Here is a 22,730-nt window from a genome sequence, read left to right on the forward strand (position 1 = left end):
CTCACGCAACAACGGCGCTGTCAGGGTCTCCCGTCCCCTCCGCCTTGGCGTTCTCTGGTGCTAGGCCTCCGGGGGCAGCGCCACCTGGACCTTGCGGACCTTGCCGCGGGCGATGACGTAACCGCGGCCCGGGATGAACTGGTCCTTGATCCGGCCGAGGCTCGTGCTCAGGAGCGAGTCGCCGTCCATGTCGCCCGGGTTGAGCAGGAGGCCGCGGCGGCCGGACTTGAAGGGCTGGGCCAGCTGCCAGGCGGAGGACCACGTCGAGGTCTCCGATTCGGCCACCACCCACTGGCCCGACTTCACGGACTCCGTGACCAGACGGGCCAGGCCGGGCTCGGCCATCGAGTCCGTGAACTCCGTCAGGCCCTCGATGAAGAAGGCCACCTTGCCCGGCCGTACCTGCGCGAACTCGAGCAGTTCATCCACGCCCATCTCGACGTCGTCGGTCCCCACGAAGGCCTTGTCCCAGACCTTCAGCGAGCCCACGGCGGAGCGCCGCGACCCGAGGTACACGGCCGTGCCGCCGGGATTGGCCTTCTTGTAGGCGTGGGCCAGGGTGACCAGGGCCGTCGTGCGGCCGGAACCGGGAGGGCCGGACACCATGAGCGCGCCCTCGCACGGCACCTGGGACGAGGTGAGGGTCTCGTTGTCCACGCCGAACGCCGCCATGCCCGGGCCCGCCACCGGCAGGATGCCGAGTTCCACGGACTCCGGCAGGCGCTGGATCCCGGGGGCCTGTGGGATCCCGCGCCGCAGCATGGCCTCGCGGAGCTTCTGCACCCCGCGGGCCTGAAGCGCCAGGTTGGGGGTGCCGCCTAGCACGGCCAGCTGCACTTCCAGTCCGTCCAGCATGCCGCGGCCCGGAGGGGACGTGGCGTCCAGGACGTCCTTCGGGGCATCCAGGGTGATGTAGTCGTCCACTGCGGACAAACGCAGGATCAGGCGCTTCTGAATGGAGGCCAGGAGCGCGGTGGGCACCGAGCCAGGCCGGTCGCCGGTCACCACCAGGTGGATGCCGAGCGGACGGCCGTCCGTGGCGAGCTGCAGGAAGATCTCCCAGATCCCGGCGCTGCTGGAGTACTCGTACGAGTCACGGAAGGCGCTGATGCCGTCCACCAGCACGAAGATCCGGGGTTCTTCCGGCCTTCCGGCGAGGTGCCGGTACTCCACGATCGTGGAGGCCTTGACCTCGGAGTAGCGGCGCGCCCGTTCTTCGGTCACGTCCCGGAGCCAGCGGAGCAGACGACCCACGCGCTCCTCGTCGTCGCCGTCGATCACCGCGCCCACATGGGGCAGGACCTCCAGCATCGTCAGACCGGCCGAACCGCAGTCGATACCGTACACGTGCACGGGGCCGCCGCGGGGCGTCACGGCGGCGGCCACGGCGATGCTGCGCAGGGCCGAGGACTTGCCGGAACCACCGGTGCCGAAGATCGCCATGTTGCCGTCCCGGTCCGGGCGGTAGAACACGAGCGGCTGGTTCTGGTGCGCGGCGTCGTCCCCGACGCCCAGCAGCAGCTCCTCATCGGTGAGCGGGCCCTGCAGCTCCGAGAAGTCGTAGGCGGACTGGAGCACCGGCAGCCACGGCTTGCGGGGCGGCTCGATCGCCAGCAGATCGGCGGCCGCCTTGATGGTCTGCGTCATCCGGGCGATATCGTTCGGGCCCGTGGGCTCCGGCTCCGGCTCACGGAGCCCGGCGTCCACCTCCCACACCCCTCCGGCGCCGAAGTTCATCTCCACGATGTCGATCTGGGGCCGTGGCGGCCGTTCCGTGGTCCAGCCGCCGGCGTAGCCCGTCTGGAAGCTCTGCAGCCGGCCGGGGCCGGTCTTGGCCGCGGCACGGCCCGGGATGGCCGGGTCGAAGTAGGCCGCCAGGGGCGTGCCGATCACGTCCGTGGCGTCGTCCTCGTCCGCCATGCGCAGCGCGACGCGGAGGTTCGTGTTGGCCCGCAGGCTGCCCCGGATCACGCCGGACGGCTGCTGGGTGGCCAGGATCAGGTGCACGCCGAGGGAACGGCCACGCGCTGCGACGTCCACGACGCCGTCCACGAACTCCGGCATCTCGTTGGCGAGGGCCGCGAACTCGTCGACGATGATCACCAGGTACGGCGGGGCGTCCGGATCGGCCTCACGCTGCATGGCCAGCAGGTCCTTGGCCTTCTTCCGGTTCAGGAGATGCTCGCGGTAATGCAGCTCGGCCCGGAGCGACGTCAGGGCACGCCGCACCAGGTGCGGCGACAGGTCGGTGACCAGGCCCACGGTGTGCGGCAGCTGGACACAATCGGCGAAGGCGCTGCCGCCCTTGTAGTCCACCAGCAGGAAGCTGAGCCGGTCGGGGCTGTAGGCGGACGCCATGCCCATGATCCAGGACTGGAGGAACTCGGACTTTCCGGCGCCGGTGGTGCCGCCCACCAGGGCGTGCGGCCCCTCGTTCTTGAGGTCCAGGAACATCGGCTCGGAGCCCGTGGAGCCCACCAGGGCGCGCAGGGTGCCGTTGTCCTTCCGGTTGGGGATCGCCGTGGCGTGAATGGAGTTGTTCTCCTTCCAGCGCTCCCCCACCGCGTTGGCGGAGTCCAGCAGATCGCGGCCCAGGAGGTTCACGAAACTCACGCTGCGCGGGAGGTTCGAGTCGTCCTCCAGCGGACGTCCGACGTCGACGACGGAGGTCAGCATGCGGGCCAGCTGAGTCGCCAGCTCCTCATCGACGCTCTCGCAGCTCACGGGGTAGCTGTGCCGTCCCAGCCGGACCTGGCCGGTGGTGGCGCCCTGACCGCCGTCGACCACCATGAAGTCACGGCAGGCGGCGGGCAGCGACTGGACGTCCGCGGCCAGCCACATGATGTGCACGCCGGTGTCCGCGCCGCGCTCCACCAACCGGGTCAGACGGCCGCGGTCCACGGGCGCGTCGTCCTCCACGACGACCAGCACTTCGGGGACGACCGGGGCCGGCGGATCGACCAGGTCGTCCTTGAGCTCGCCCCGCGGGGACGGCACCGGCTCCTTGCGTCCGGCGGCACGGTCGTCCACGAGCGCTTCGAGGCGCTCCAGGAGGGCGGTGCCGGCGGCCTGACCGGCGGCCAGATGGTCGCCGGAGAGGGGGCTGTGGCCCGAGCCGACGTGCGGCAGCCACTTGAGCCAGGCCCAGCGGTCCTTGGATCGGGTGGAGGTCATGGCCGCGATCACGACTTCGGCGGGCGAGTGCAGGCCCACCAGCTGAACGACCAGGCCGCGCGCGACGTCGTCCATCACGTTCCGCTCACCGGCCACCCCGAACGAGCCGGAATGGCGGAGCTGGGAGACGAGCGGGACGCCGTCGATCGTGGAGTAGTACGCGATCGCCTCCTGGATCTCCCGGGCGTAAACGGCCTCGGTGTCGCGGTCCTGCGGCTCCTCGATCTCGACGCGCGACGGCGCCGTGCCCAGCCCGAGGCGCAGGGAGAGGAAGCCGCGGTGCTCGGTGCGGTGGGTCCAGAGCAGGGGGCCCAGACGGTAGATCGCATCCACCGTGTCCGCCACGGACGGGGTCTCCTGGAGCCGGACCGAACGCTCGACCTTCTGCAGCTCCGTCATCTCCGAGCGGAACTGGTCCATGCCCTCGCGGAACTGGCGCAGCTGCTCCTTGAAGCGCTTGCCGGAGTGCCGCTTCTGCTCCCACCAGTGGCCGATGGCGAACAGGGGCATGAGCGCCATGAAGACCACGCTGGTGATGTTCTGAGTGATGGCGAACAGCGCCGCACCCATGAACAGCGGCAGCAGCATCATGAGGATGGGGAAGGGTTCCTTCTCCCGGGGCTGAGGGCCCTTGGGCGGCACCTTCTTCCGCACGGGGAAGCGTGCCACCACGCGCGGCGACCGGTTGAAGTCCACCATCGGCTGCGTGGCGACGGCGGCCTGGTTCCGCTGGACTGTGATGACCGAGATGGTCGTGTCGCCCAGGGTGATGGTGTCCGACGATCCCAGGACCGCGCGCGTGACGGGCAGGCCGTCCATCAGGAGCCCGTTCGCCGAGTTGGTGTCCACCACCTCGACGGTCTCCCCCACCAGGATGCGGGCATGCCGCTTCGAGGTGAGCGGGTCGCTCAGCCGGATGTCGCTGTCCCGGCCGCGGCCGATGTAGCTGGTCCCGGAGGGCAGCGGGAACTCCCGCCCGGCGTCCGGCCCGGACAGGACGCGCAGGGTCGCGACGGCGGGGCCGCCCGTCTGCTGATGCGTCGCGAAGGCCTGGCTGACCGGGGCGATGGACACGGCCGAACCCGGCCTCAGACCGGATTCGAGGAGTTTCGCGTCCGGGTCGAGCACCTGCCCCCGCATGGCGCCACCCACGTAGGACTCCTCCACCAGGAGGCTCATCCGGCCGGGATCCGCCGGGTTGGGCCGGTCAGGGTCGGCGAGCCAGAGTTCCCGGGCGATGTCGGAGACGGTGGCGCTGCCGTCCACGGTGACGGCCAGGTCCTTGCTTTCGAGGTCTCCGCGTCGGAGTGTCAGGCGGAGTTTCACTCGCCGGCCTCACCTTTCATCTGTTCCAGCAGGGGCAGGTCCGCGGCGGTCACCAGATGTGACGTGACGGCGTGTTCCACGAGGCGCGCGCGGCGGTTCATGGCGAGCTTGCCGCCGCCGCCCCGCAGTCCGGCGACGCCCACGCGGTCCAGCTTGTCGCACACGTTGTCGAGCTTGCGGTTGAAGCGCGTGAGGGCCCACCCGAGGCGGCGGGCCGCCTCGGCCGAACTGGGGATGGCACTGAACCCCGTGCCTTCGCGGCGCAGCATCGGCTCCGCGAGCGCCACGATGATGGCCTTCTGGGAGTCCGTGAAGACCACCGGACCGATGGTCGTCTCGCCTTCGGCCTCCGGGTCCTTGGCCTGGTGCCGGAACGCCGGGCTGTTCTGGTGCACCGAGAACTCGTAGGTGGTGGGCCCTGCGGTGAACACCACCGTGGTCAGCCCGAACACCAGCGGGATCCGGGCCCCCGGAGCGAGCCAGGCCTGCATGCCCCCGGACCCGTCCGCGATGGTCGCCGAGATCATGGTGCCCACATTGCTCAGCCACCAGATCCCGTCGTACCGGGCCACCTCCAGGAAACGCCGGTGCAGATACGGGTTGTCATCGATGGCGAGGTCGCCCTCGCGCCCGATCACGAACACCTCGTCGGGAATCGGTTCGAACCATTCCCCGCAATAGTCGATGGAGAGTTCCCTCACGGGCTCCTGCTCCGGCTCACTCATCCCTGCACTCCTCACGCTTTCAGTCCCCCGCTGCACGTTCACTCCGCCCCGCTCAGGGGACGCAGACCTTCGCCGAGTCGGCATCGCCGGTGGAACTCGATCCATCCGTCCGGACCACGATCACCTGAATGCACGTCGGTTGCCCCGCGGTCGGCTTCACCCGGACATTGTTCTGTTCGGCCTTCACCCACTCGCCCTGTTTGGTGGCGGAGATGGTGCGCCACTTGTAGGTGTCGCCGTCACGAGGATCCGGGTTCGTCCACGAGAAGAAGAGCTTCCCAGCGCCGTCCGGACTGCCGCTGAGGTTCTTCACATCGGCCACCGTGCCGTCGCCCAGCGGATCGACCGGCTTCGCCGTCGACCCACCGGCCGTGCCGGAGCTGTTGGACGGGCTCGTCCCCTCCGTGGAACGGACCCGGGGCTGGTTACCGCCCTGGTTCAGCACCACCACCAGCACGACGGCGATTCCGAGCAGGAGGGCACCGGCCACCACGCTGATCCACAGCTTGGTCCGGCTCCCTCCCGAGCCCTGACCAGGTCCGGTGCCGGTCTGGCCTTCGCCCTGCGGGTACGGCGAGCCGGTCCATTGCTGCCCGGTGTGCTGCTGGCCCGGGTGCTGCTGCCCGGTGCGCTGCTGGCCCGGGTGCTGCTGCCCGGTGTTCTGCTGACCGGTGGCGCCGGATTCCTGCCGGCCCCGGAGCAGCGTGGCACTCGTGGCGTCGTCCTCCCGGGTGCGTTCCCAGGCCGCCGGGCCGGCGGTGGCGCCCGACGGCGCCGCGGGAGAGCCCCCGTGGTAGCCGTACGGGGCGGTGCCCTGCCCGGACATGCCGGACGCCGTTCCGCTGGACCGCATCATGGTGGGGTCCTCGGGCAGCGTCTGGTTCGGCGCCGTGTAATTGGGTGTGGTCCGGTTCGGAGCCGTCCCGTCACCCGAGGTGCCCGTGTTGCCGGTCCGGCCGCCGGAGAGGTCCGGGTCGATGACCGAGATCCCGCGGAGCCGGGTGGCCTCCACTTCCTCGTCCGAGTGCGACTCGTCCTGGATGGGGTCACCCATCACCTCGAACGCGGTGACGGACAGGCTCAGTTCCGCCTGGATACGCTGCAGCGCGAGGCCGAAGGCGTACGCCGAGGGGTACCGGGCCGCTGGATTCTTGGCCATGGCGGTGGCCAGTGCCAGCTGCAGGGCCTCCGGCACATCGGCGCGCCCCAGCCGGGGCAGGGGCGTGTTGCTGATCCGGTTGATCATCTCCGCATTGGAGTTGTCCGCGCCCGGGACGGCGAACGGCGAATGCCCTGCCAGCAGGGTGTAGACGGTCGCGCCGAGTGCCCAGACATCCACCAGCACACCGTCCGTGGAGCTGGAGGCGAAGCTCTCCGGCGGGGACCACGGGACGGACATGGCGCCGTCGTTGCCGTCCTCCTCCGGATCCCCGCCGATGATGCCGGAGATGCCGAAGTCGGTGAGCGCGGGCCGGTTGTAGTCCGTGACCAGGATGTTGGCCGGCTTGATGTCCCGGTGCGCGATGCCGGCCCGGTGGGCCGTCTCCACGGCCGAGGCCACCTGGATGCCGATGGCCAGGGCCTCCTGCAGCCGGAATCGTTCCTTCCGGTAGCGGAGGTCGAGGCTGGGCCGGGAGCAGTACTCCATGGCCAGGTACGAGTGCCCGTCCGGCGTGATGTCCGCTTCGTAGATCGTGACGATGTACGGGTGCGTGGACAGCTGCGCCATCAGGTTGGCCTCGGACTCGAAGGCGCGGCGGGCGCCTTCGGTCTTCAGGCCGGCGTGCAGAACCTTGACGGCCACCTGACGGCGAGGCCTGTCCTGCTGGTACAGGTAGACGTCGGCGAAGCCACCGGATCCGAGGACGCGGACGTAGTTGAACCCGTCGATCCGGGGCGGCGGGGCGGCGGGGCGTTTACGGCTCACGGGAGATCCTCGAAGACGACGTAGACCTGATCACCGAGTTCGGCGACGTCGCCGCTCAGCACGAGCGCCGTCTCCGACTGGCCGAGGCGGCGCGGGGACTGGCCTTCACGCAGGAGCACCGTGCCGTTGCTCGAGTTCAGATCGCACAGCACCACGTTCCAGCCTTCCAGCCGGACCTCCGCATGCGACCGGGAGATGTCCCGCTTGGGGCTGTCCAGCTGCACCAGGTGCGGCATGTCCCCACCGGAGACCCGCGAGACGGACGGCTGCCGGCCCAGGATCACATTGCGGTCCAGGAGCACGGTCTCCCCGCTCGGCAGCCTCAGACGGCCCAGCGCCGGGCGCGGCACGCTCGCGGCGTCACCGGAGATCGCCTCCTCGCAGCTCATGCAGTGGGTGCGGGTGGGCGGATTCGCGTGACCACGCGGGCACATCCGGGCCAGGACCCTCGGGCCGTTGGCCGGCGGGACCGCCGGGGCGGCCTGCGGTGCGCCCGGTCCTGCGGCGCCGGGCAGCTCGCTGCGGAACACGGTGTGGCCGTCATGGTCCAGGTCGTCACCCTGCGGCCCGGCCGGAGGGAACGACGGCGGCGCGGGCGGCAACGGAGGCGCCGACCCCGAGGCTCCGGGAGCCTGAGCCGGGGCCGGGATCCGCGCGGACCCGGCGAGCGGCTGGGCCACGGGAGCCGGTCCCCCGGCTCGCGCCCACGGCACTTCATCGATCAGCGAATCGTCGGATTCCGCGGACGGCAGCAGGGTGTTCTGCGATTCGTCGTGCCGGGCCGATTCCGGCGCGTCATCCCCGGACGTCCCGGAGGTGCTTTCGGGAGTCGCCGCCGGGGCCGCGGCAGAGGTCGTGGCCGGAGACGTGGCGGGCGCGTCCCGGGGAGTCTCCTCGACCGGCTCCTCCGCGGCAGGTTCAACGGCCTGGTCCCAGAGGTGGTCGTAGGTGGTGGTGAGATCGTTGGGGGCCTCGGAATCGTGGTGGTGCGCGGGGACGTCGCCGGAATGCTGCCCGGCGTCGCCCGACGACGGAGTCAGCGCGGCCGAGGCGCCGTCAGCGTCCTCGTCCTGCGCGTCGTCGTCCTGTGCAGCTCCGTCCTGCGCAGCGTCCTCGCCAGCGCCGTTGTCCTGCGCGGCGCCGTCCTGCCCGGACCGGCTCGCGCCGGAATCGTCATCCTCACCGGATGCGTCGGATTCACCGGATGCGCCCTCGGGGCCGCCGGCCTCCGAGGCGTCCGCAGCGGCGTCCCCCTGCGAGTCCTCGCGAGGCGCCCGGGCGCCCAGAAGCTCAGTGGCCAGGCTGTCCGTCTGGCCGTCCAGGCTGAAGGAGGCGGACTCGTCGTCGTCGTCCTCCTCGTCGTCCGCCTCCTGGGAGGGATCCCAGGCGGCTCCGCCCAGCGGCACGGACGGCGCAGCGGCCTCCGGCGCGTTCCAGGACGCGGAGGGAGCGGCGAAAAGCGGCGCTTCCACGGTGTCCTCGGGGGCCGGCGCGGAAAGCTCCAGTTCGTCCGTGATCTCCGCGGGAAGGTCGCCGACCACCAGCACGGAGGCCGTCACGACCCCGGCATCCAGGGGCATCCACGGGTCCTCGTCCTCCTCGTCCGGCTGACCGGCGCGGATCTCGAAGCTCTCGCTCGAGGCGAGCGTGCGCTCATTCCACGTGGTCACACCCCGGCCGTGAACCTCCTGGTCGCTGCCGTCCAGGGTGCGGACCTGAAGATCGCCGCGCAGGAAGACCCGCAGCGAGTCCCGGTGGTCCACCACGGCGAAATCGGGCAGCCCGGTGACCGAGGTGCCGAACGACCGGGTGACCTCGTTGAGGAGCTGATCCACCGAGGGGTTCCGGCCCAGCAGCTCCCACAGCTGCTGGATCCGCTCGGTGCCGGCGTCCGGGGACACCACCACCGCGATCCCGTTACGCAGGACGTACAGCCACGAGCCCTGCCGGTAATGATTGGCGTTCATTCTTCCTCCCCTGACGCCGCGGGCTCCGCGGCGTTCTCCTCGCGGAGCGCCAGGAGCTCCCGCGGCAGTGTGTCCTCAGTCTCCGCTTCGATGCGGGGTGAGGTGGTCAGCTCGCCGTCGTGGGCGAAGGCGTCCACCACCACCACGCTGACATTGTCGCGTCCGCCGTTGCGCAGCGCCGCCTGGATCAAGGCGTCCGCGGCTTCCTGCGGGTCGAAGGTGTTCTGCAGGATCTGGCGGATGAACCCGTCCGACACCTCACCGGTCAGGCCGTCCGAACAGACCATGACCCGGTCGCCGTCCTCGATGGGCAGCAGCCAGTAGTCCGGTGCACCGCCGTCGCCGCTGCCGAGGGCCCGCGTGACCACGTGCCGGCGCGGATGCCGGAGAGCCTGAGTGGCGGAGATTGAGCCGTTGTCGATCAGCTCCTGGACTTCCGAGTGGTCCACCGTCACCCGTTCGAACACGCCACGGCTGAGACGGTACGTGCGGGCATCCCCGACGTTGAACACCAGCCAGTACGGCTTCTGGTTCTGCTCCACCACGGCGACGCCGCTCAGGGTGGTCCCGGCGCGGCCGGATCCCTGCTGCCGGATGGCCAGATCGGCCTCCTGCAAAGCCTGCTGCAGACGGGTCACGTCCACGTCCCGGTTGCCTTCCGGCGTGGCCAGGCGCAGGGCGAGCGTGCGGACGCAGATGCCACTGGCGATCTCCCCCGCCTCGTGGCCGCCCATGCCGTCGGCCACCGCGAACACCGGGTCCTGCGCAATGAGCGAATCCTCATTCAGCTCACGGCGGAGGCCCCGGTCCGTGCCGAAACCGGCGGTCAGGGTCAGGGGCCCGGCATCGTGGGCCGAGGCGAAATCAGAGGGGACTTCAGAGATCATGGTGTGCTCAGCTTAAAAGTCCGGTCCCCGAATTTCACAGTTGACCCGGGACGGACGAAACGCGCCTCGCCCGCCACCAGGCGGACCAGGGTGCCATCGGCCAGCATCTCCCCGCTGCCGTTGGTCGACTGGCGGTCCGTCACCCAGGCGCCTCCGGAAGCCGGGACCACGAGCAGATGGGTCTTCGAGATGGACCGGCCGGGATCGTCCAGCGAGAGCAGACGCAGCTGATCCTCACCGGCGCGGGCTGCCGGGTTGCGGCCGATCAGGACGCCGGCGTCGAGCGGGATCCGCGCGCCGTCGTCGAAGCTGAGGACCAGGGAGTCCTGCTGTCCTGCGGAGCCGGAGGGCAGGTGGGCGCGGAGCATCGTCTCGCCGTGGTCCGCGGGGGCCGCCGGCGGGGCGAACTGCTGCTGCGGGGGCGCGCCGAAGGGCTGCGGCTGAGCGAACTGCTGAGGCTGGCCGAACTGCTGCTGGTTGTACTGCTGCTGGTCGTACTGCTGCTGTCCACCCTGATGCGGCTGCCCCACCTGCACGGGGAACGGGGCCTGCGGCACAGGCGGCACCGCGCGGCCCTGCGGCTGCGGGGCCGAGGGAGCGGCCTGCGGCACGACGACGGGCGTCACCGGCTGGGCTTGCTGGCTCTGGCCGTGGGCCGCGAGCGGGGACGCCACCGGGCGGACGGCCGGCAGGTCCAGCGTCGGGTAGCTGTGGATGCCCGCGATCCCCTCGGTGGTCACGGGGTTGCGGCCCGCACGGACGTCGAACACCAGGGTGCGGGCCATCTTGTCATGCCACCCCTGCTTGCGCTCGTTCGGGTCCCAGCCGTTGGAGAGACCCGCCACCACGAACCAGGCGAAGGAGAGGAACGAACCGATGCTGCCGATGGTCTGGACCACGCCGGCCGGGGTGAAGAAGGCGAGGATGCCGCCGACCAGGGCGAAGAGGATGTTGGGGGCCAGCAGCACCAGCCAGCGCAGGAACACCGCACCGGCGCCCGGCGCGTAGCCCTCCATCTCGGTGGTGCGGATCCCGAAGATCGCGTTGCCGAGCGAATTCCCGCTCCGGGCCTCCATGATCCACATGGTCACCACATAGGCCAGCCAGACCAGCAGGGCCAGGCCGGACATGATGATCGCGAAGACCACGTCCTCCTGGCTCGGGCCGAGATTGGCGGAGCCCGCCAGGCCGTTCTTGAGCAGGGCGGCGGTGCCCACCGAGAGCAGGACGCCCGCGATGATGCCGGGCACCGCCAGGTCGATCATCTTGGAGAAGAGCCGTTTGGCGGCGCCGGCGCGGACCACCGGCCGGGTGGCCGGCACCTGGTCGGGATGCTGCGCCACGATCCCCGGGCTGGAGGACTGCCACGGTCCGCCCTGGGGGGCCGACCCGGGCTGCTGAGGATGCTGGACGCCGTTCCTCAGCGCCGCCCGGTTGCTCAGGGACGTGCCGCAGGCGAGGCAGAACCCCGCTCCGGGGGTGAGCTGTTGCTGACACTGGGGGCAGCGTTCAACGTTGATGCTCATTGCCCTTCTCCTTTACTGCGTCGTACCTTCTCCAGGAGGCCCCGAGGACCCGATTCCAGGACCGTGCGTGCTTCCACCAGCAGCGAACGAGGCGAGAACCTCGCCCGCTGGCGGCGCCAGAAGCCCATCCCTTCCGTCATGCTCGACAGGGACTGGTCCACATTCTCCCAGTAAGCCCGGACTTCCTCCTCAGCAGGCTCCCCCGCACCGAACACGGCGGCATCCGCCCGCTGGGCCAGCTGCACCGTTCCAGGCGCCGCCGTCGGGAAGGCCTCGCCCACCAGGGACGAGGTCTCGCGGCGGGTGGCCTTCGGATCGACGGGCGCCCCGAGGTCCGTGGCCAGGCTGACCACTTCGCTCCAGCCGCCCGAGAAACGCTGAGCGGGAGGGCCTTCCAGCGCCCTCTTCTTCCGGCGCCGTCCCTTGAGGATGGCGATCAGCACCAGCGGCAGCGCCAGGACCAGCACCGGGATGGCCGCCAGGCCGATCGTGGCCAGGATCGGACCCAGGATGGACCAGAAGTCGTTCTTCTTCTGGTCTGCATCCGCCGCCTCCGGCTGGGAGTCCGGCGGCAGCTCGGCCGGCTCCTGCGGCGGGGGCGGCGGCTGCAGCACCTGCGGCTTGGGCTTGGAGTTCTTCTCCGGATCCGGCGGGATCGGCACGTTGTCCTTCGGCGGGGTCGGATCGAACGGGACCCAGCCGACGCGGTCGAAATTGACCTCCACCCAGGCGTGCACGTCCTTGCCCTTGATCTGGATGTCGCCGCCGCCGTTCTGCGGGCTCTTGGGATCCGGGTAGAAGCCCATGACCACGCGGGCCGGCATGCCCAGCTGGCGGCAGATCAACGCCATCGCCGAAGCGTACTGTTCGTCGTCGCCGAGCATCTGCTTGGCGGTGAACAGGGTGGTCAGACGCGCGGCGCCATGGCCGGAGAGGCTGGGCACCTGGCCCTCCGAGACCAGGCCGTTGCTGAACGCGCCCTTGGTCCGGAAGTAGGCCTCGATCTGGCGCACGCGGTCGATGTCCGTGGGCGCGTCACCGGCGATCTGGTCCGCCTTCTGGGACAGCGCCTGAGGAACGCCGTCCGGCTTCGGCAGCGAGTCCGCCGCCACACGGTACTGGGTCAGCTGGCCATGGCTGAGCGTGGGCGGGACCTGCACCTGGACGGTGTAGTGATCGCCCTTGCCGAGCCCGAGCGTGGTGATGGCGGTGTCCGAACCGGAGTTGAAGTAGAGACCGCCGCCTGCCGCGCTCGAGACCGGGAAGTCGAATCCGACTGTCCGGGTGCCGCCGGGCACGAAGTACCCCTGGTACTCCCCCACGGTCACGTCGATCGTGTAGTCGGAGGTGCCGTCGCCCGTGGCCGCCTGCGGATTCAGCGCCCGGGCGTCGCCCACCTTGCTGAAGTTACCGGTGCCGTTCGGGTCCACGTTGTAGACCGTGCCGTTGTAGCTGTCCAGGGCGGCCAGGCGCACCCGGCCGTCCTTGGGCAGGCCCTTGACCTCGAAGAGCGTCTTGTCCTTCTGGTCCTTGACCATGGTGCGGAAGCTCGCGAGCGGGGTGATGTAGTTGCGCGGGTCGAACGGCGGCACGACGACGTCGCGCAGCACCTGCCGCTCGCTGGTCGCCGTTACCGCCGGGGACGCCAGAGCCGTGACGACCACCGCCCCGGCCAGCACCCCGGCGCCGAGCGCCAGGCGGTTGAACCGGGCCCGGCGGACGGCGCCGGCGTCGTGCTCCGCGCCCTTGGCGACGATCCTGGCCTCCGCGCCCCGCAGGCGGGAACGGCGCCAGGACGCCCAGACGAGGGCTCCCACGCCGAGCGCGGCGCCGCGCGGCACCGTCAGGAAACTCGCGTTGGTGCTGAAGGCGACTCCGACCACGAACAGGGCGAGCACGGGCAGGAGCGGCCAGAGCGCGCTGCGCAGCCGCCAGGTCAGCAGACCAGCCGCCACGGCGCAGATCAGCCCGGCAAGGAATGGCACGATCAGCATGCCGTCCGCCACGCCCACCGGGACGCCGACGGTCAGCATGTCCTTCCACGAGAAGACGATTCCGAGCAGGAGCGTCCGCAGGGAATCCAGGCTCGGCAGAACCCCGAACAGGGCCTGGGTGGGGGTGGCGAGAGCACTGCCGAAGAGGAAGTACACCAGGACCCCGGAGCCCGCGGTGGCCAGCAGGCCCATCTGGAGACGGTGGCTGAGAGCCGCGACGCCGAGGCCCAGCGCCACACCGCCGAGACCGGCCAGAAGGTAGCGGGGGTCTCCCCCATAGCTCAGGTGCAGGCCGAGGACACCGAGCCCCAACAGCACGAACAGTGCCCCGGCGTCGACCAGGTCCGGCCAGGCCGGGAGGCTTCTGCCTGCGGTGACGCGGGTGGTGGACGCGGTGGTCATGCGACCGCCTTTCGCAGGACGAGAGCCAGATCGTCGAGACCGCCCAGGGTGAGGACCGTCAGATCGGCGATGGTGGCACGGGACGGCGCGGCCCCGGGCTGGATGCGGATGGCCATGGCGCGGACGCCGGGAAGCACGGAGGCTGCGCAGGAGCGCAGCTGGGCAGGGGTGACGTGGCTGCCGACCACGAAGAAGACCACCGAGGCGTTGGGAACCCGGTCGGCGAGGCGCCGGGCGAGGTCCACCGCGTCGCGCCGTCCGGTCATGCTCTGGAGACGGGTGGCGTCGTCCAGCATGGTGCGTCCGGTGGCGCAGCGGAACGGTCCCCGCTGGGTCAGGATGTCCAGTTCGCGCTGTTCCACGAGGGCCTGGCGTCCCACGGAGCAGGCCACGGAGATGGCCAGCTCGAACTCGAGCTCGCTGGCGTACTCGTCCAGATTGGCCGAAAGCGCGATCGCCAGGTGCGCACGCCGGGTCTCCTCGAACTGGCGGACCATGAGCGTGCCCAGGCGGGCCACGGTCTTCCAGTGGATGTGACGGCGGTCGTCCCCCGGGGCGTACTCCCGCAGGGCGTGGAAGGACACGTCCGTGTTGGACAGCTCCTTGGTGGTCATGCCTTCCAGGTCACGGATGAAGCCGGCGGCCGGACTGCCCAGGGCCACGGTGCGTGGGTGTACGAAGAGCTCCACGGGCTCGGTCCAGCGGATCTGCCGCTTCAGGAGGTGGAACGGATCGGCACGGACCGAGACGGCGGGGCCCACCGTGATGACCTGACGGCGGTTCGTGGGGATGCTGAAGAGGTCCTCGTGCAGTTCCTGGGGACGGAGCCGCGGGATCGGGAAGCTGGCCACGGCACGGCCCACGGGAAGTTCCAGGGTGGAGTGCATGACGGGACGGGGAGCCGTGTTGACCACAGAGATCCCGCCCACGGCGTTGTCGCCCACCGCGACGCGGGTCCGGGTCAGGTCCAGCGTGACTTTGTAGGAGGAGCGGCCCACGATGAACGCGCAGCTCGCCACCAGCAGGACGCCCAGGAGGATGCCGAGCGCGGCGGCCTCCTGCCAGCCGAACGACACGGCGAACCACGCCATGCAGAGGACCAGGGCCAGGCAGACCCAGCCGAGCGGGGTGACGATGGAGACCACGGGACCGGCCCTGCGGACCAGGACATCACGGACCGTGCCCACCACGGGACCGCAGACGTCCACGATCACACGCCAGGCCTGCCGGAGCACGGAGACCGGGCGGGCCGTGGCGGTCCTCAGGCCCGCAAGCGGAGCCTGCTTCCCGTCGGCGCCGGTCGACGGCCGGCCTTGCCGAGGGGCCTTGGCCGGGCGGGGCGTCTTCCCCGGACGCTGTTTCCTGGACTGGCGGCGCCGTGGCGGCTGCGACGGCGAGGACCCGGAGCCGCCGGACTGCGCCGGTGGGCCGGAAGGCTGCGGCGGTACGGGTGCCGGAGCCGCCGCCGGGGCGGGCCTCCGGATGGTCCGGTCCTCCCCGGGGGCCGGTGGGACGCCCTGGTCCTGGGCGCGCCGGGCCTCCCGCGCTGCGCGCCGCGATGTGGGGGCGTTCTCGCTCATCTCTGCTGTGCCTTCAACTCCGTAGGGGCGGTCAATTCGTGGCCGTGTGGACGGCGGAGGGTCAGGCCCTCTGCTGAGGCGCCGCGATCTCGGTCAGCACGCGGGAGATCACCTGTTCCTGAGTGGCTCCGGAGAACTCGGCCTCCGGGTCCATGACCAGACGGTGCGTCCACACCACGGGGGCCAGCTCCTTGACGTCGTCCGGAAGCACGAAGTTCCGGCCCTGAGCCGCGGCCCAGACCTTGGCGGCCCGGACCATGGCGAGGGCGCCACGCACGGACACGCCCAGACGGGTCTGCGGCGCGTTGCGGGTCTCCTCGGTCAGGCGCGAGATGTAACCGAGCACGGCGGGATCCACGTGGTTGGTGGACGCCAGGTCCGCCATGTCCGCGATCGCCTTGGTGGTGATGATCGGGGTGAGGGCCTTGGAGCGGTCCTTGAGGCTTGCACCGCTCAGCAGTTCCACCGTGGAGTTGTGGTCCGGGTAGCCGATGCTGGTCTTGATCAGGAAGCGGTCCAGCTGGGCTTCAGGGAGACGGTAGGTGCCCGCCTGCTCGATCGGGTTCTGGGTGGCGAGCACCATGAACGGGCGCTTGGCCTCGTAGGTCACGCCATCCACGGTCACCCGGGACTCCTCCATGACCTCCAGGAGCGCCGACTGGGTCTTCGGCGAGGCACGGTTGATCTCGTCCGCCAGCACGATGTTGGCGAACACCGGGCCTTCGTGGAAGTTGAACTGCTGCGTCTTCTGGTCGTAGATGTTCACGCCCGTCACATCGGACGGCAGCAGGTCCGGGGTGAACTGGATGCGGTTGTGCGTCCCCTGCACACTCGCGGCCAGGGCACGCGCCAGGGAGGTCTTACCCGTGCCCGGGGCGTCCTCGAAGAGCACGTGTCCCTCGGCGAGCATGCTCATGACGGTCAGCCGGATGACGTGCTGCTTGCCCAGCACCGCCTGGCCGACATTGGCCACGAGTTTCTCGAAAGTCCCTGCGAACCACGTGGCCTGCTCGGTGGTCATCGTCATGATGCTGTGTTCCTTTGTGTCGAGTGAATCTGTTGGGGAGTGCCCGGGGTCGTGTCGGACCCCGGGAGGGATGTCAGCAGCGTGGCGGCGCTCCGCCGTACACGTCCACGGTAGTGGACTTGACGTACCAACCGGCCTTAGGTGACTCCGTCAGCCGGTACCACATGATCCCGTTGTTGTAGATGGGGTTGGAGCAGTCCACGTTCAGCTTGCCCCAGGTGCGTTCCACCCAGCCGGCGCCGCAGCTCGGACCGTTCGGGCTATAGGTGTCCGGCAGACCGGGCTTACCGGGGCAGGTCCGGTTGTCAGCGGCCTTGACCTGGATCTGATGGCTGGGCGGCGGCGTGGGGTCGGCACCGGACCGGGAGACATCGCTTCCGGCGGGACCAGCGACCACCGTGACTGCACGGACGTTCAGCCTCTTTGACACGTTGTAGCCCCCAGTGCCGTGTGAATAGCTGTGCACATTGCCGACATTCTGCCAGCCTCCACCGTCGTAACTGACCTCGTAGTACTGGATGGCGCGGCCATTGTCCGCCGGAGTGTTCCACGTCCAGCTCACCGACTTGTCGCCCTGACTGGACGTTCTGCCCGAGACCACCGGGGCGTCCGGCTGGCCGTAGGGATTGCCGGAGCCCACGTTGGTGTCGTTGCCGGCCCGGCTGCTCCGCGTGGAGTGCGCCATGATGGTGATGGCGATGTTGCTGCCGTTCACGCCGACATTGACGTTGCCGCCCCCTGCGGGGATCGGCCCGCCCACGCCGTTGCTCGAGCGCCAGGTGTAGCTGATTTCATCGCTCGTGGAGCCGTTGCGCGCGGGTCCGCTCAAGGGGGTGAAGGCGACCTTGAGTTCTCCCGACTGCCCGGTGGGCGCGACGGAACCGTTCGTCACCTGCCCCGGTTGCCCGGCTGCTCGCACGGCATTCGACTGCGGGCTCGTAGTGCCCTTGCCCGCCTTGTTGGTGGCGCTCACCGTGAAGCTGTAATCCGCCTCGGAGTTCGGCATGGAGACATTCGTGCTCGTCTGACCGCCGGGCACGCTGAGGGTCTTGACCACGGCCCCGCCCTGATAGGTGGTGAGGGTGTACGCGGAGATGGCGGCGCCATTCGGGTCCGGGGCGGTCCACTCGACGGTCAGCTGACTCTGGCTGCCGACCGAATCGGTGGAACTCGCACGCGGCGCCTGCGGCTGAGCCGGGACACCGGCCGGGGTCTCGGCCGTGGAGTAGGCGCTGAACTCACTGGGCTCCGGGGCCTGGTTGGAAGCCCTGACCCGGAACTTGTACGCCACGCCATTCTTCAGACCGGTCCACACCGTGCTCGTGCCCTTCAGACCCGGCTTGCTGGACACCCCGTTCGGGGCGGGCGGGGAGATCTCCAGTTCGTAGGAAGTGACCGGCGAGCCCTTGGTCACCGGTGGCTGCCAGGCCACGGAGATCTGCTGGTCACCGAACTTGGTGGTCGGCGGGCTGGGCTGCTCCGGACGGGTGTCCGGGCGGACCTCCGCCGACGACGCCGACGGCTGGGACTCGCCGACGGCGTTGGTCGCCGTCACCGTGAAGTGGTACTTCACGTTGTTGGTGAGGCCCGTCAGTGTGCAGCTGTTCGCGGGGCACTGCTGCGTGAAGCCGCCCTCACCCTTGACCGTGTAGTGCTCGATGGCCGCACCGCGGTCCGCGGGCGGACGCCAGGTCAGCAGCGCGGTGCGGTCACCCACATTGCTGGCACTCGGAGTGCCCGGAACGTCCGGCTTGTCCCGCACGGTCAGCCTGATCCGCGCGGTGGCGGTCCGGCTCGGGTCGTCCTTCTTGTCCCGGACCGCGTAGGCCACCACCATGGTGCCGCTGAATCCGTTGTTCGGCGTCACCACCACCTGGTCGCCGTCGATGACGGCCGTGCCGTTGCCGGTCTCCACCGAGGCCGTCTTGATCTTCAGCGGCGTCTCGGGGTACGGGTTGACGTCATTGGCCAGCACGGGCACCGAACGGGGCTTGCCCGCATCGGCATCCGCGACCGTGTCGTCGTTCGCCACCGGCAGCGGCCGGACGGACGCCTTGGCCACGAGCGTGAAGGTCGCGACGGCGGTGCCGCCTCGCCCGTCGTCGGCCTTGATCCGCAGCGCGCCGCGCGTGCCGGGCTTCGGTTCGCCCTTGAGCGAGGACTTGAGCGTCGCGCCGTCGACGCCGGCCTCGAAGCCCGCGGGCGCGTCGCCCTCCACGGAGAAGCGCAGCTGATCGCGGGAGTCGGGGTCGCTGGCGAGCTTGGACAGGTCCACCGTGGCGCCGCCGTCCTCCGCCACCTCAACGGTGCTGCCGAGGAACCGCGGCGGGTGGTTGCGGTCCGGATCGGCGATCACCTTGGTGCGGATGGTGAGAGTGGCTTTGAGACCCTTGGGATCGTCCGGCGCATCGCCGTCGGTGACCTCGAAGCTCAGCGAGCCCGGGCCGACGTACTCCCGGTTCGCGGTGTAGCGCAGGGAGCCGCCGTTGTCCCGGACGGCGTCCTGGGCGTTGGCGCCGATCATGGTGACGCGGTCCACCTGAGTGATCCGCGGGGTGCGCCCGTCACGGACCTTCACCCATTCCTTGAGCTGGTAGTCCAGGCTGCTGCCGGCCTTGACCTCGAGCACGTCGTCCTTCGCCAGGACGGGGATCTGCTCCCCCACGCCCGGAACCCACACGATCGCGGTGGCCTTAAGTCCGTCCACGTCCTCGACGGTGTATGGGACGAGCTGTGCGTCCTTGGCAAGGTTGACCGCCAGGCCACCCTTGCCGTTCGGACGGGCATTGGGATTCTCGCTGGAGATCTTGAGCTTCTCCCCCACGCCGTCGGGATCCTCGTCGTTGTCCAGGACCGGCACGTCGACGCTCGTCTTGCCGAGCGTCTGCGCCTGGGTCACACGGTCATCCCGCGCGATGGGCGCCTTGAGCGGCACGTCCTTACGCGCGATGATCCGCACGGAGGCGTCGGCCGTCGCGCCGCGGGAGTCGGCGATCGTGTAGCGCAGGCTCGCGGTCCCCTCCTGCTGCGGAGCGGTGGCGAGGATCCGATGGCTCGTGTCGCTCACCGACGCCTTCAGCGCGGCGTTGGCGTCCAGCCGGTCCTTGAGGATGCCGATGGTGTCGCCGTCCGGGTCCGAGTCGTTGGCCAGTGCCGCGACGGCGACCTCACGCCCGGGCCGGACCGTGACCGAATCGTCCACGGCGGCCGGACTCTGGTTGACCTCGGGCAGCGGCGCCACGCCGACGGTCACGAGGGCCGTCGCGACGGCGCCCTGCCGGTCCTGGATCCGGTACTGGAAGGTGTCCGTGCCGAAGGCGTCCGCGGCGGCCGTGTAGTCGATGTAGTTGCTGCCGAGCTGCACCGAGCCCTTCTTCGGGGCGCTTTCGACACCCACGAGCTGGACCGAGTCGCCGTCGGGATCCACCGCGTCCATGGGGATCGCGATGCGCACCGTGCCGCCCGCGATGACCCTGCTGGTCACGCTCTTGGCCTGAGGCCGGGAGTTCTCGCGGCCCTCGATGGGCAGGATGTGGATGGTCACCGGCGCGGCGCTCTTCTGGCCCTGGGGGTCCACGGCGTTGTAGACCACGCGCACGGTCTTCGGTGCGGGGCCCGCCAGGAAACGCACGGTCTTCTCGGAGACCCACGCCTTGCCCTCCGCGGCGTCGGGCATCTCCGTCAGCTTCTGATCGACGCTGAGCTCCTCGCCCTGCGGGTGGGTGTCGTTCGCCAGAACGGGGATGGTCACGACGTCGTTCACCCGGACGTTGACCTCGTCCGGTTTCGGCTCCGGCGCCTGGATGACCGCCGGGGCCGGCACCGGGATCACGGAAATAGTCCCCGTGGCGGACTTGCTGCCGTTGGAGATGGTGTAGCGGATGGTGCTCGGGGCGTTGGCGCCCCGGACATCGGTGATCCGCAGGACCTCATGGTTCAGGATGGTCGCGGAGATCCCGGAATCCGGGTCGACGGTGATCGACTGGAGCACCAGGACGCCGCCGGCGGGATCATCGTCGTTGTCCAGCGGTGCGACGAGCGCCTGGCCTCCGGTGGGCAGGAGCGCCACGTCGTGCACGGCCGACGGCGCACCCTCCTCGCGTCCGGACGCCACGTCCACGCGGATGAGGCCCACATTGCTCTGCGGGCCGTTGCTGACGACGTAGCTGACGTAGTAGGTGCCCTCGGACTTCGCCAGGAACGTGAACGTCCCAGCGTCGGTGACGGGACCCAACTGCGCCTTGCCCTGCGCGTCGACGCTCGCGAGGCGGAGATTGCCGCCGTTGGGATCGACGTCGTTCTTCAGTGGGGAAATGGTGGTGGGCTGACCGGCCACCGCGTTCACGTGGTCTGCGTTGACCTGTGGGACCAGCGCGCCGTTGGGCCGCACGTCCACCGTGACACGGCCCGTGGTGGATTCGCGGCCGTCCCAGACCGTGATCGTGACGGTCTTGCGACCGGGTCCAGTGCCCGCGTCCTGGAACGTGAGCAGGCCGTCGCGGCGCACCTTGACCAGATCCTGCGGGTTCTCGGTCTTCGCGTCCATGAGCACCAGCTCATCGCCGTCCGGGTCCATCCAGTCCAGGAGGACGTTCTGGCTGACCTGTTTGCCGTTCTCCACGACCAGGGTGGTCCTGCGTTCCGCCTTCAGCCGGGGAACCGCGTTGTCCTGGGGACCCACCACACGCAAGGTGACCGGGGCGGTGTTCGTGCCGCCGCGGCCGTCGTTGGCGGTGTACCGGAAGGTCTCGGTGCCGGGCGCAGTGGAGGCCGGCACGGCGATCTGGAAGGCCGTCTTGCCGTAGATGGGCTCGACCGTGCCTGCCTTGGGCCCGTTGCCCTCCACCGCCGCGGTCAGGACATCGCCGTCGGGGTCCGAGTCGTTCTCCAGCACGGGCAGGACCGTGGTCTGGCCGGGTCGTACGCCGAAAGTGTCCGGTTTGGCTGTCGGGGGCCGGTTGGGCTTGGTGCGGTCCGGAAGGACGTTCCGGGCCGTGGTGTCCGAGGAATTGTCGTCCTGGTTCGAGTTGTGGTTCTTCGGCGGAATGACCTCGTCCCAGTTGTCCACCAGCAGCATGTCCTGATTGACCAGCCAGACGACGCCGGAATTCACGTCATTCAGCACCACGTTGTCCCGGTTGACGCGGAAGACGTACTGCGGGCTCTTGCTGGCGTGCGGGATGTCCTGCTTCTTGTCATCGGCGGGGTTCGAGCACTGGCGGACGTACTTGTTGATCCCGGCCCAGGCGGCGTAGGTGCAGCCGTTCAACTGCACGGGGGCGGCCGGAGCGCCGGCGCCGTCGACCGCGGTCTTGGCGGCCTCGCCGCCGGACAGCGGCACCTTCCACAGTGCGGTCGGAGTCGCGAGCACGACGGCGTCGCCTCCGGAGCTGGGCTGCTGCAGTTTCGCGTCGCGCGAGTCGGGGATGGTGATGCTGGAGCCGTCCTCCCGGATCACCCGGCCGCTCGTCGCTTCAAAGGCGACCACGGTGTCACCGACCGTGGTGAGCTGGAGATCCCCGGTGTCCTTGAGGGCGGCCACGGTCCTGGTCTGGCGGTCGACACCGGTTCCCTGGGTGGACTGCCGCAGTTCCGTCAGCTCACCCTTGGAGCGGTTCAGGGTGTGCACCGTCCCATCCGGCCCGGTCACGGTGTTCTGTCCGTTGGCGCCCTGGACGGCGACGGGCGTGTTCTCGGGATTGAAGCCGGAGAGCTCTTCGGGGGTCGTCACCCAGACCTTGCCGCTGGACACCTCGGTCAAGGCGACCGTCTGGCCACCCAGGGACAGGGAGGTGGTGGGCGGCAGTTTGAAGTCGGGCCCGAGACGGACGGACGCGGGATCCACCGCGTTCACGCTGCTCCCGGCGCCGTCCTGCACCAGGATGCGGCCCGCGTTCTGCTGGATGTCGAATCGATTGCTGGCGGGCGTGACAGCGCCGTCAAGCACCCGCGAAGCGTAGTTGAGCCGGCCCACCGCGTTGCGGGCGTTGGACGTGACCCAGACGCCGCCGTCGTTCAGGTCCACATCCGCTGTCTTGAAACCCGGGTAGGCGATCGCCGCGGCTGCGAGGGAGAGTGAAATGGCTGTCACAGAGGTCACCGCTGTGACTCGTCGGGCTCTCCGTCCGAATCTGGGGAAGCTGCCGGCTGGGCTCACGGTGCGGTCCTCACGGGTCGTGGTCGGTCAAGGAGAGG

Annotated in this window: 10 protein-coding genes; all 10 read right to left on the reverse strand. The window is 69.9% G+C overall.

What is annotated here, in order from left to right:
* Window positions 1-60 precede the first annotated feature (60 nt).
* On the reverse strand, window positions 61-4,500 hold the full coding sequence (locus AB4Y75_RS08665) for an FtsK/SpoIIIE domain-containing protein (protein ID WP_441435467.1): 4,440 nt from the start codon (window positions 4,498-4,500) through the stop codon (window positions 61-63).
* Complete coding sequence (locus AB4Y75_RS08670; protein WP_441435770.1) at window positions 4,497-5,201, reverse strand: hypothetical protein; 705 nt, start codon at window positions 5,199-5,201, stop codon at window positions 4,497-4,499. The genes AB4Y75_RS08665 and AB4Y75_RS08670 overlap by 4 nt, the downstream gene beginning before the upstream one ends.
* Before the next feature lie 76 nt (window positions 5,202-5,277).
* On the reverse strand, window positions 5,278-7,152 hold the full coding sequence (locus AB4Y75_RS08675) for a serine/threonine-protein kinase (RefSeq protein WP_441435468.1): 1,875 nt from the start codon (window positions 7,150-7,152) through the stop codon (window positions 5,278-5,280).
* Window positions 7,149-9,119 carry an FHA domain-containing protein gene (locus AB4Y75_RS08680; protein WP_441435469.1) on the reverse strand — a complete coding sequence of 657 codons (1,971 nt, stop codon included), beginning with the start codon at window positions 9,117-9,119 and terminating at the stop codon, window positions 7,149-7,151. Before AB4Y75_RS08680 ends, AB4Y75_RS08675 begins: the two co-directional genes overlap by 4 nt.
* Window positions 9,116-10,006, reverse strand: a complete 891-nt coding sequence (locus AB4Y75_RS08685) for a PP2C family protein-serine/threonine phosphatase (protein WP_441435470.1) — start codon at window positions 10,004-10,006, stop codon at window positions 9,116-9,118. Before AB4Y75_RS08685 ends, AB4Y75_RS08680 begins: the two co-directional genes overlap by 4 nt.
* Window positions 10,003-11,532: an RDD family protein gene (locus AB4Y75_RS08690; RefSeq protein WP_441435471.1), complete on the reverse strand. Its 1,530-nt coding sequence runs from the start codon at window positions 11,530-11,532 to the stop codon at window positions 10,003-10,005. Before AB4Y75_RS08690 ends, AB4Y75_RS08685 begins: the two co-directional genes overlap by 4 nt.
* A complete protein-coding gene (locus tag AB4Y75_RS08695; RefSeq protein WP_441435472.1) occupies window positions 11,529-13,928 on the reverse strand; it encodes a transglutaminase family protein in 2,400 nt (799 codons plus the stop codon). The genes AB4Y75_RS08690 and AB4Y75_RS08695 overlap by 4 nt, the downstream gene beginning before the upstream one ends.
* A complete protein-coding gene (locus tag AB4Y75_RS08700; protein WP_441435473.1) occupies window positions 13,925-15,508 on the reverse strand; it encodes a DUF58 domain-containing protein in 1,584 nt (527 codons plus the stop codon). The genes AB4Y75_RS08695 and AB4Y75_RS08700 overlap by 4 nt, the downstream gene beginning before the upstream one ends.
* Before the next feature lie 61 nt (window positions 15,509-15,569).
* On the reverse strand, window positions 15,570-16,535 hold the full coding sequence (locus tag AB4Y75_RS08705) for an AAA family ATPase (protein WP_066216929.1): 966 nt from the start codon (window positions 16,533-16,535) through the stop codon (window positions 15,570-15,572).
* A gap of 73 nt (window positions 16,536-16,608) precedes the next feature.
* Window positions 16,609-22,626: an Ig-like domain-containing protein gene (locus AB4Y75_RS08710; protein WP_441435474.1), complete on the reverse strand. Its 6,018-nt coding sequence runs from the start codon at window positions 22,624-22,626 to the stop codon at window positions 16,609-16,611.
* Window positions 22,627-22,730: the final 104 nt, after the last annotated feature.

It is taken from the genome of Arthrobacter sp. RAF14 (assembly GCF_052114185.1).
Lineage (GTDB): Bacteria > Actinomycetota > Actinomycetes > Actinomycetales > Micrococcaceae > Arthrobacter_E.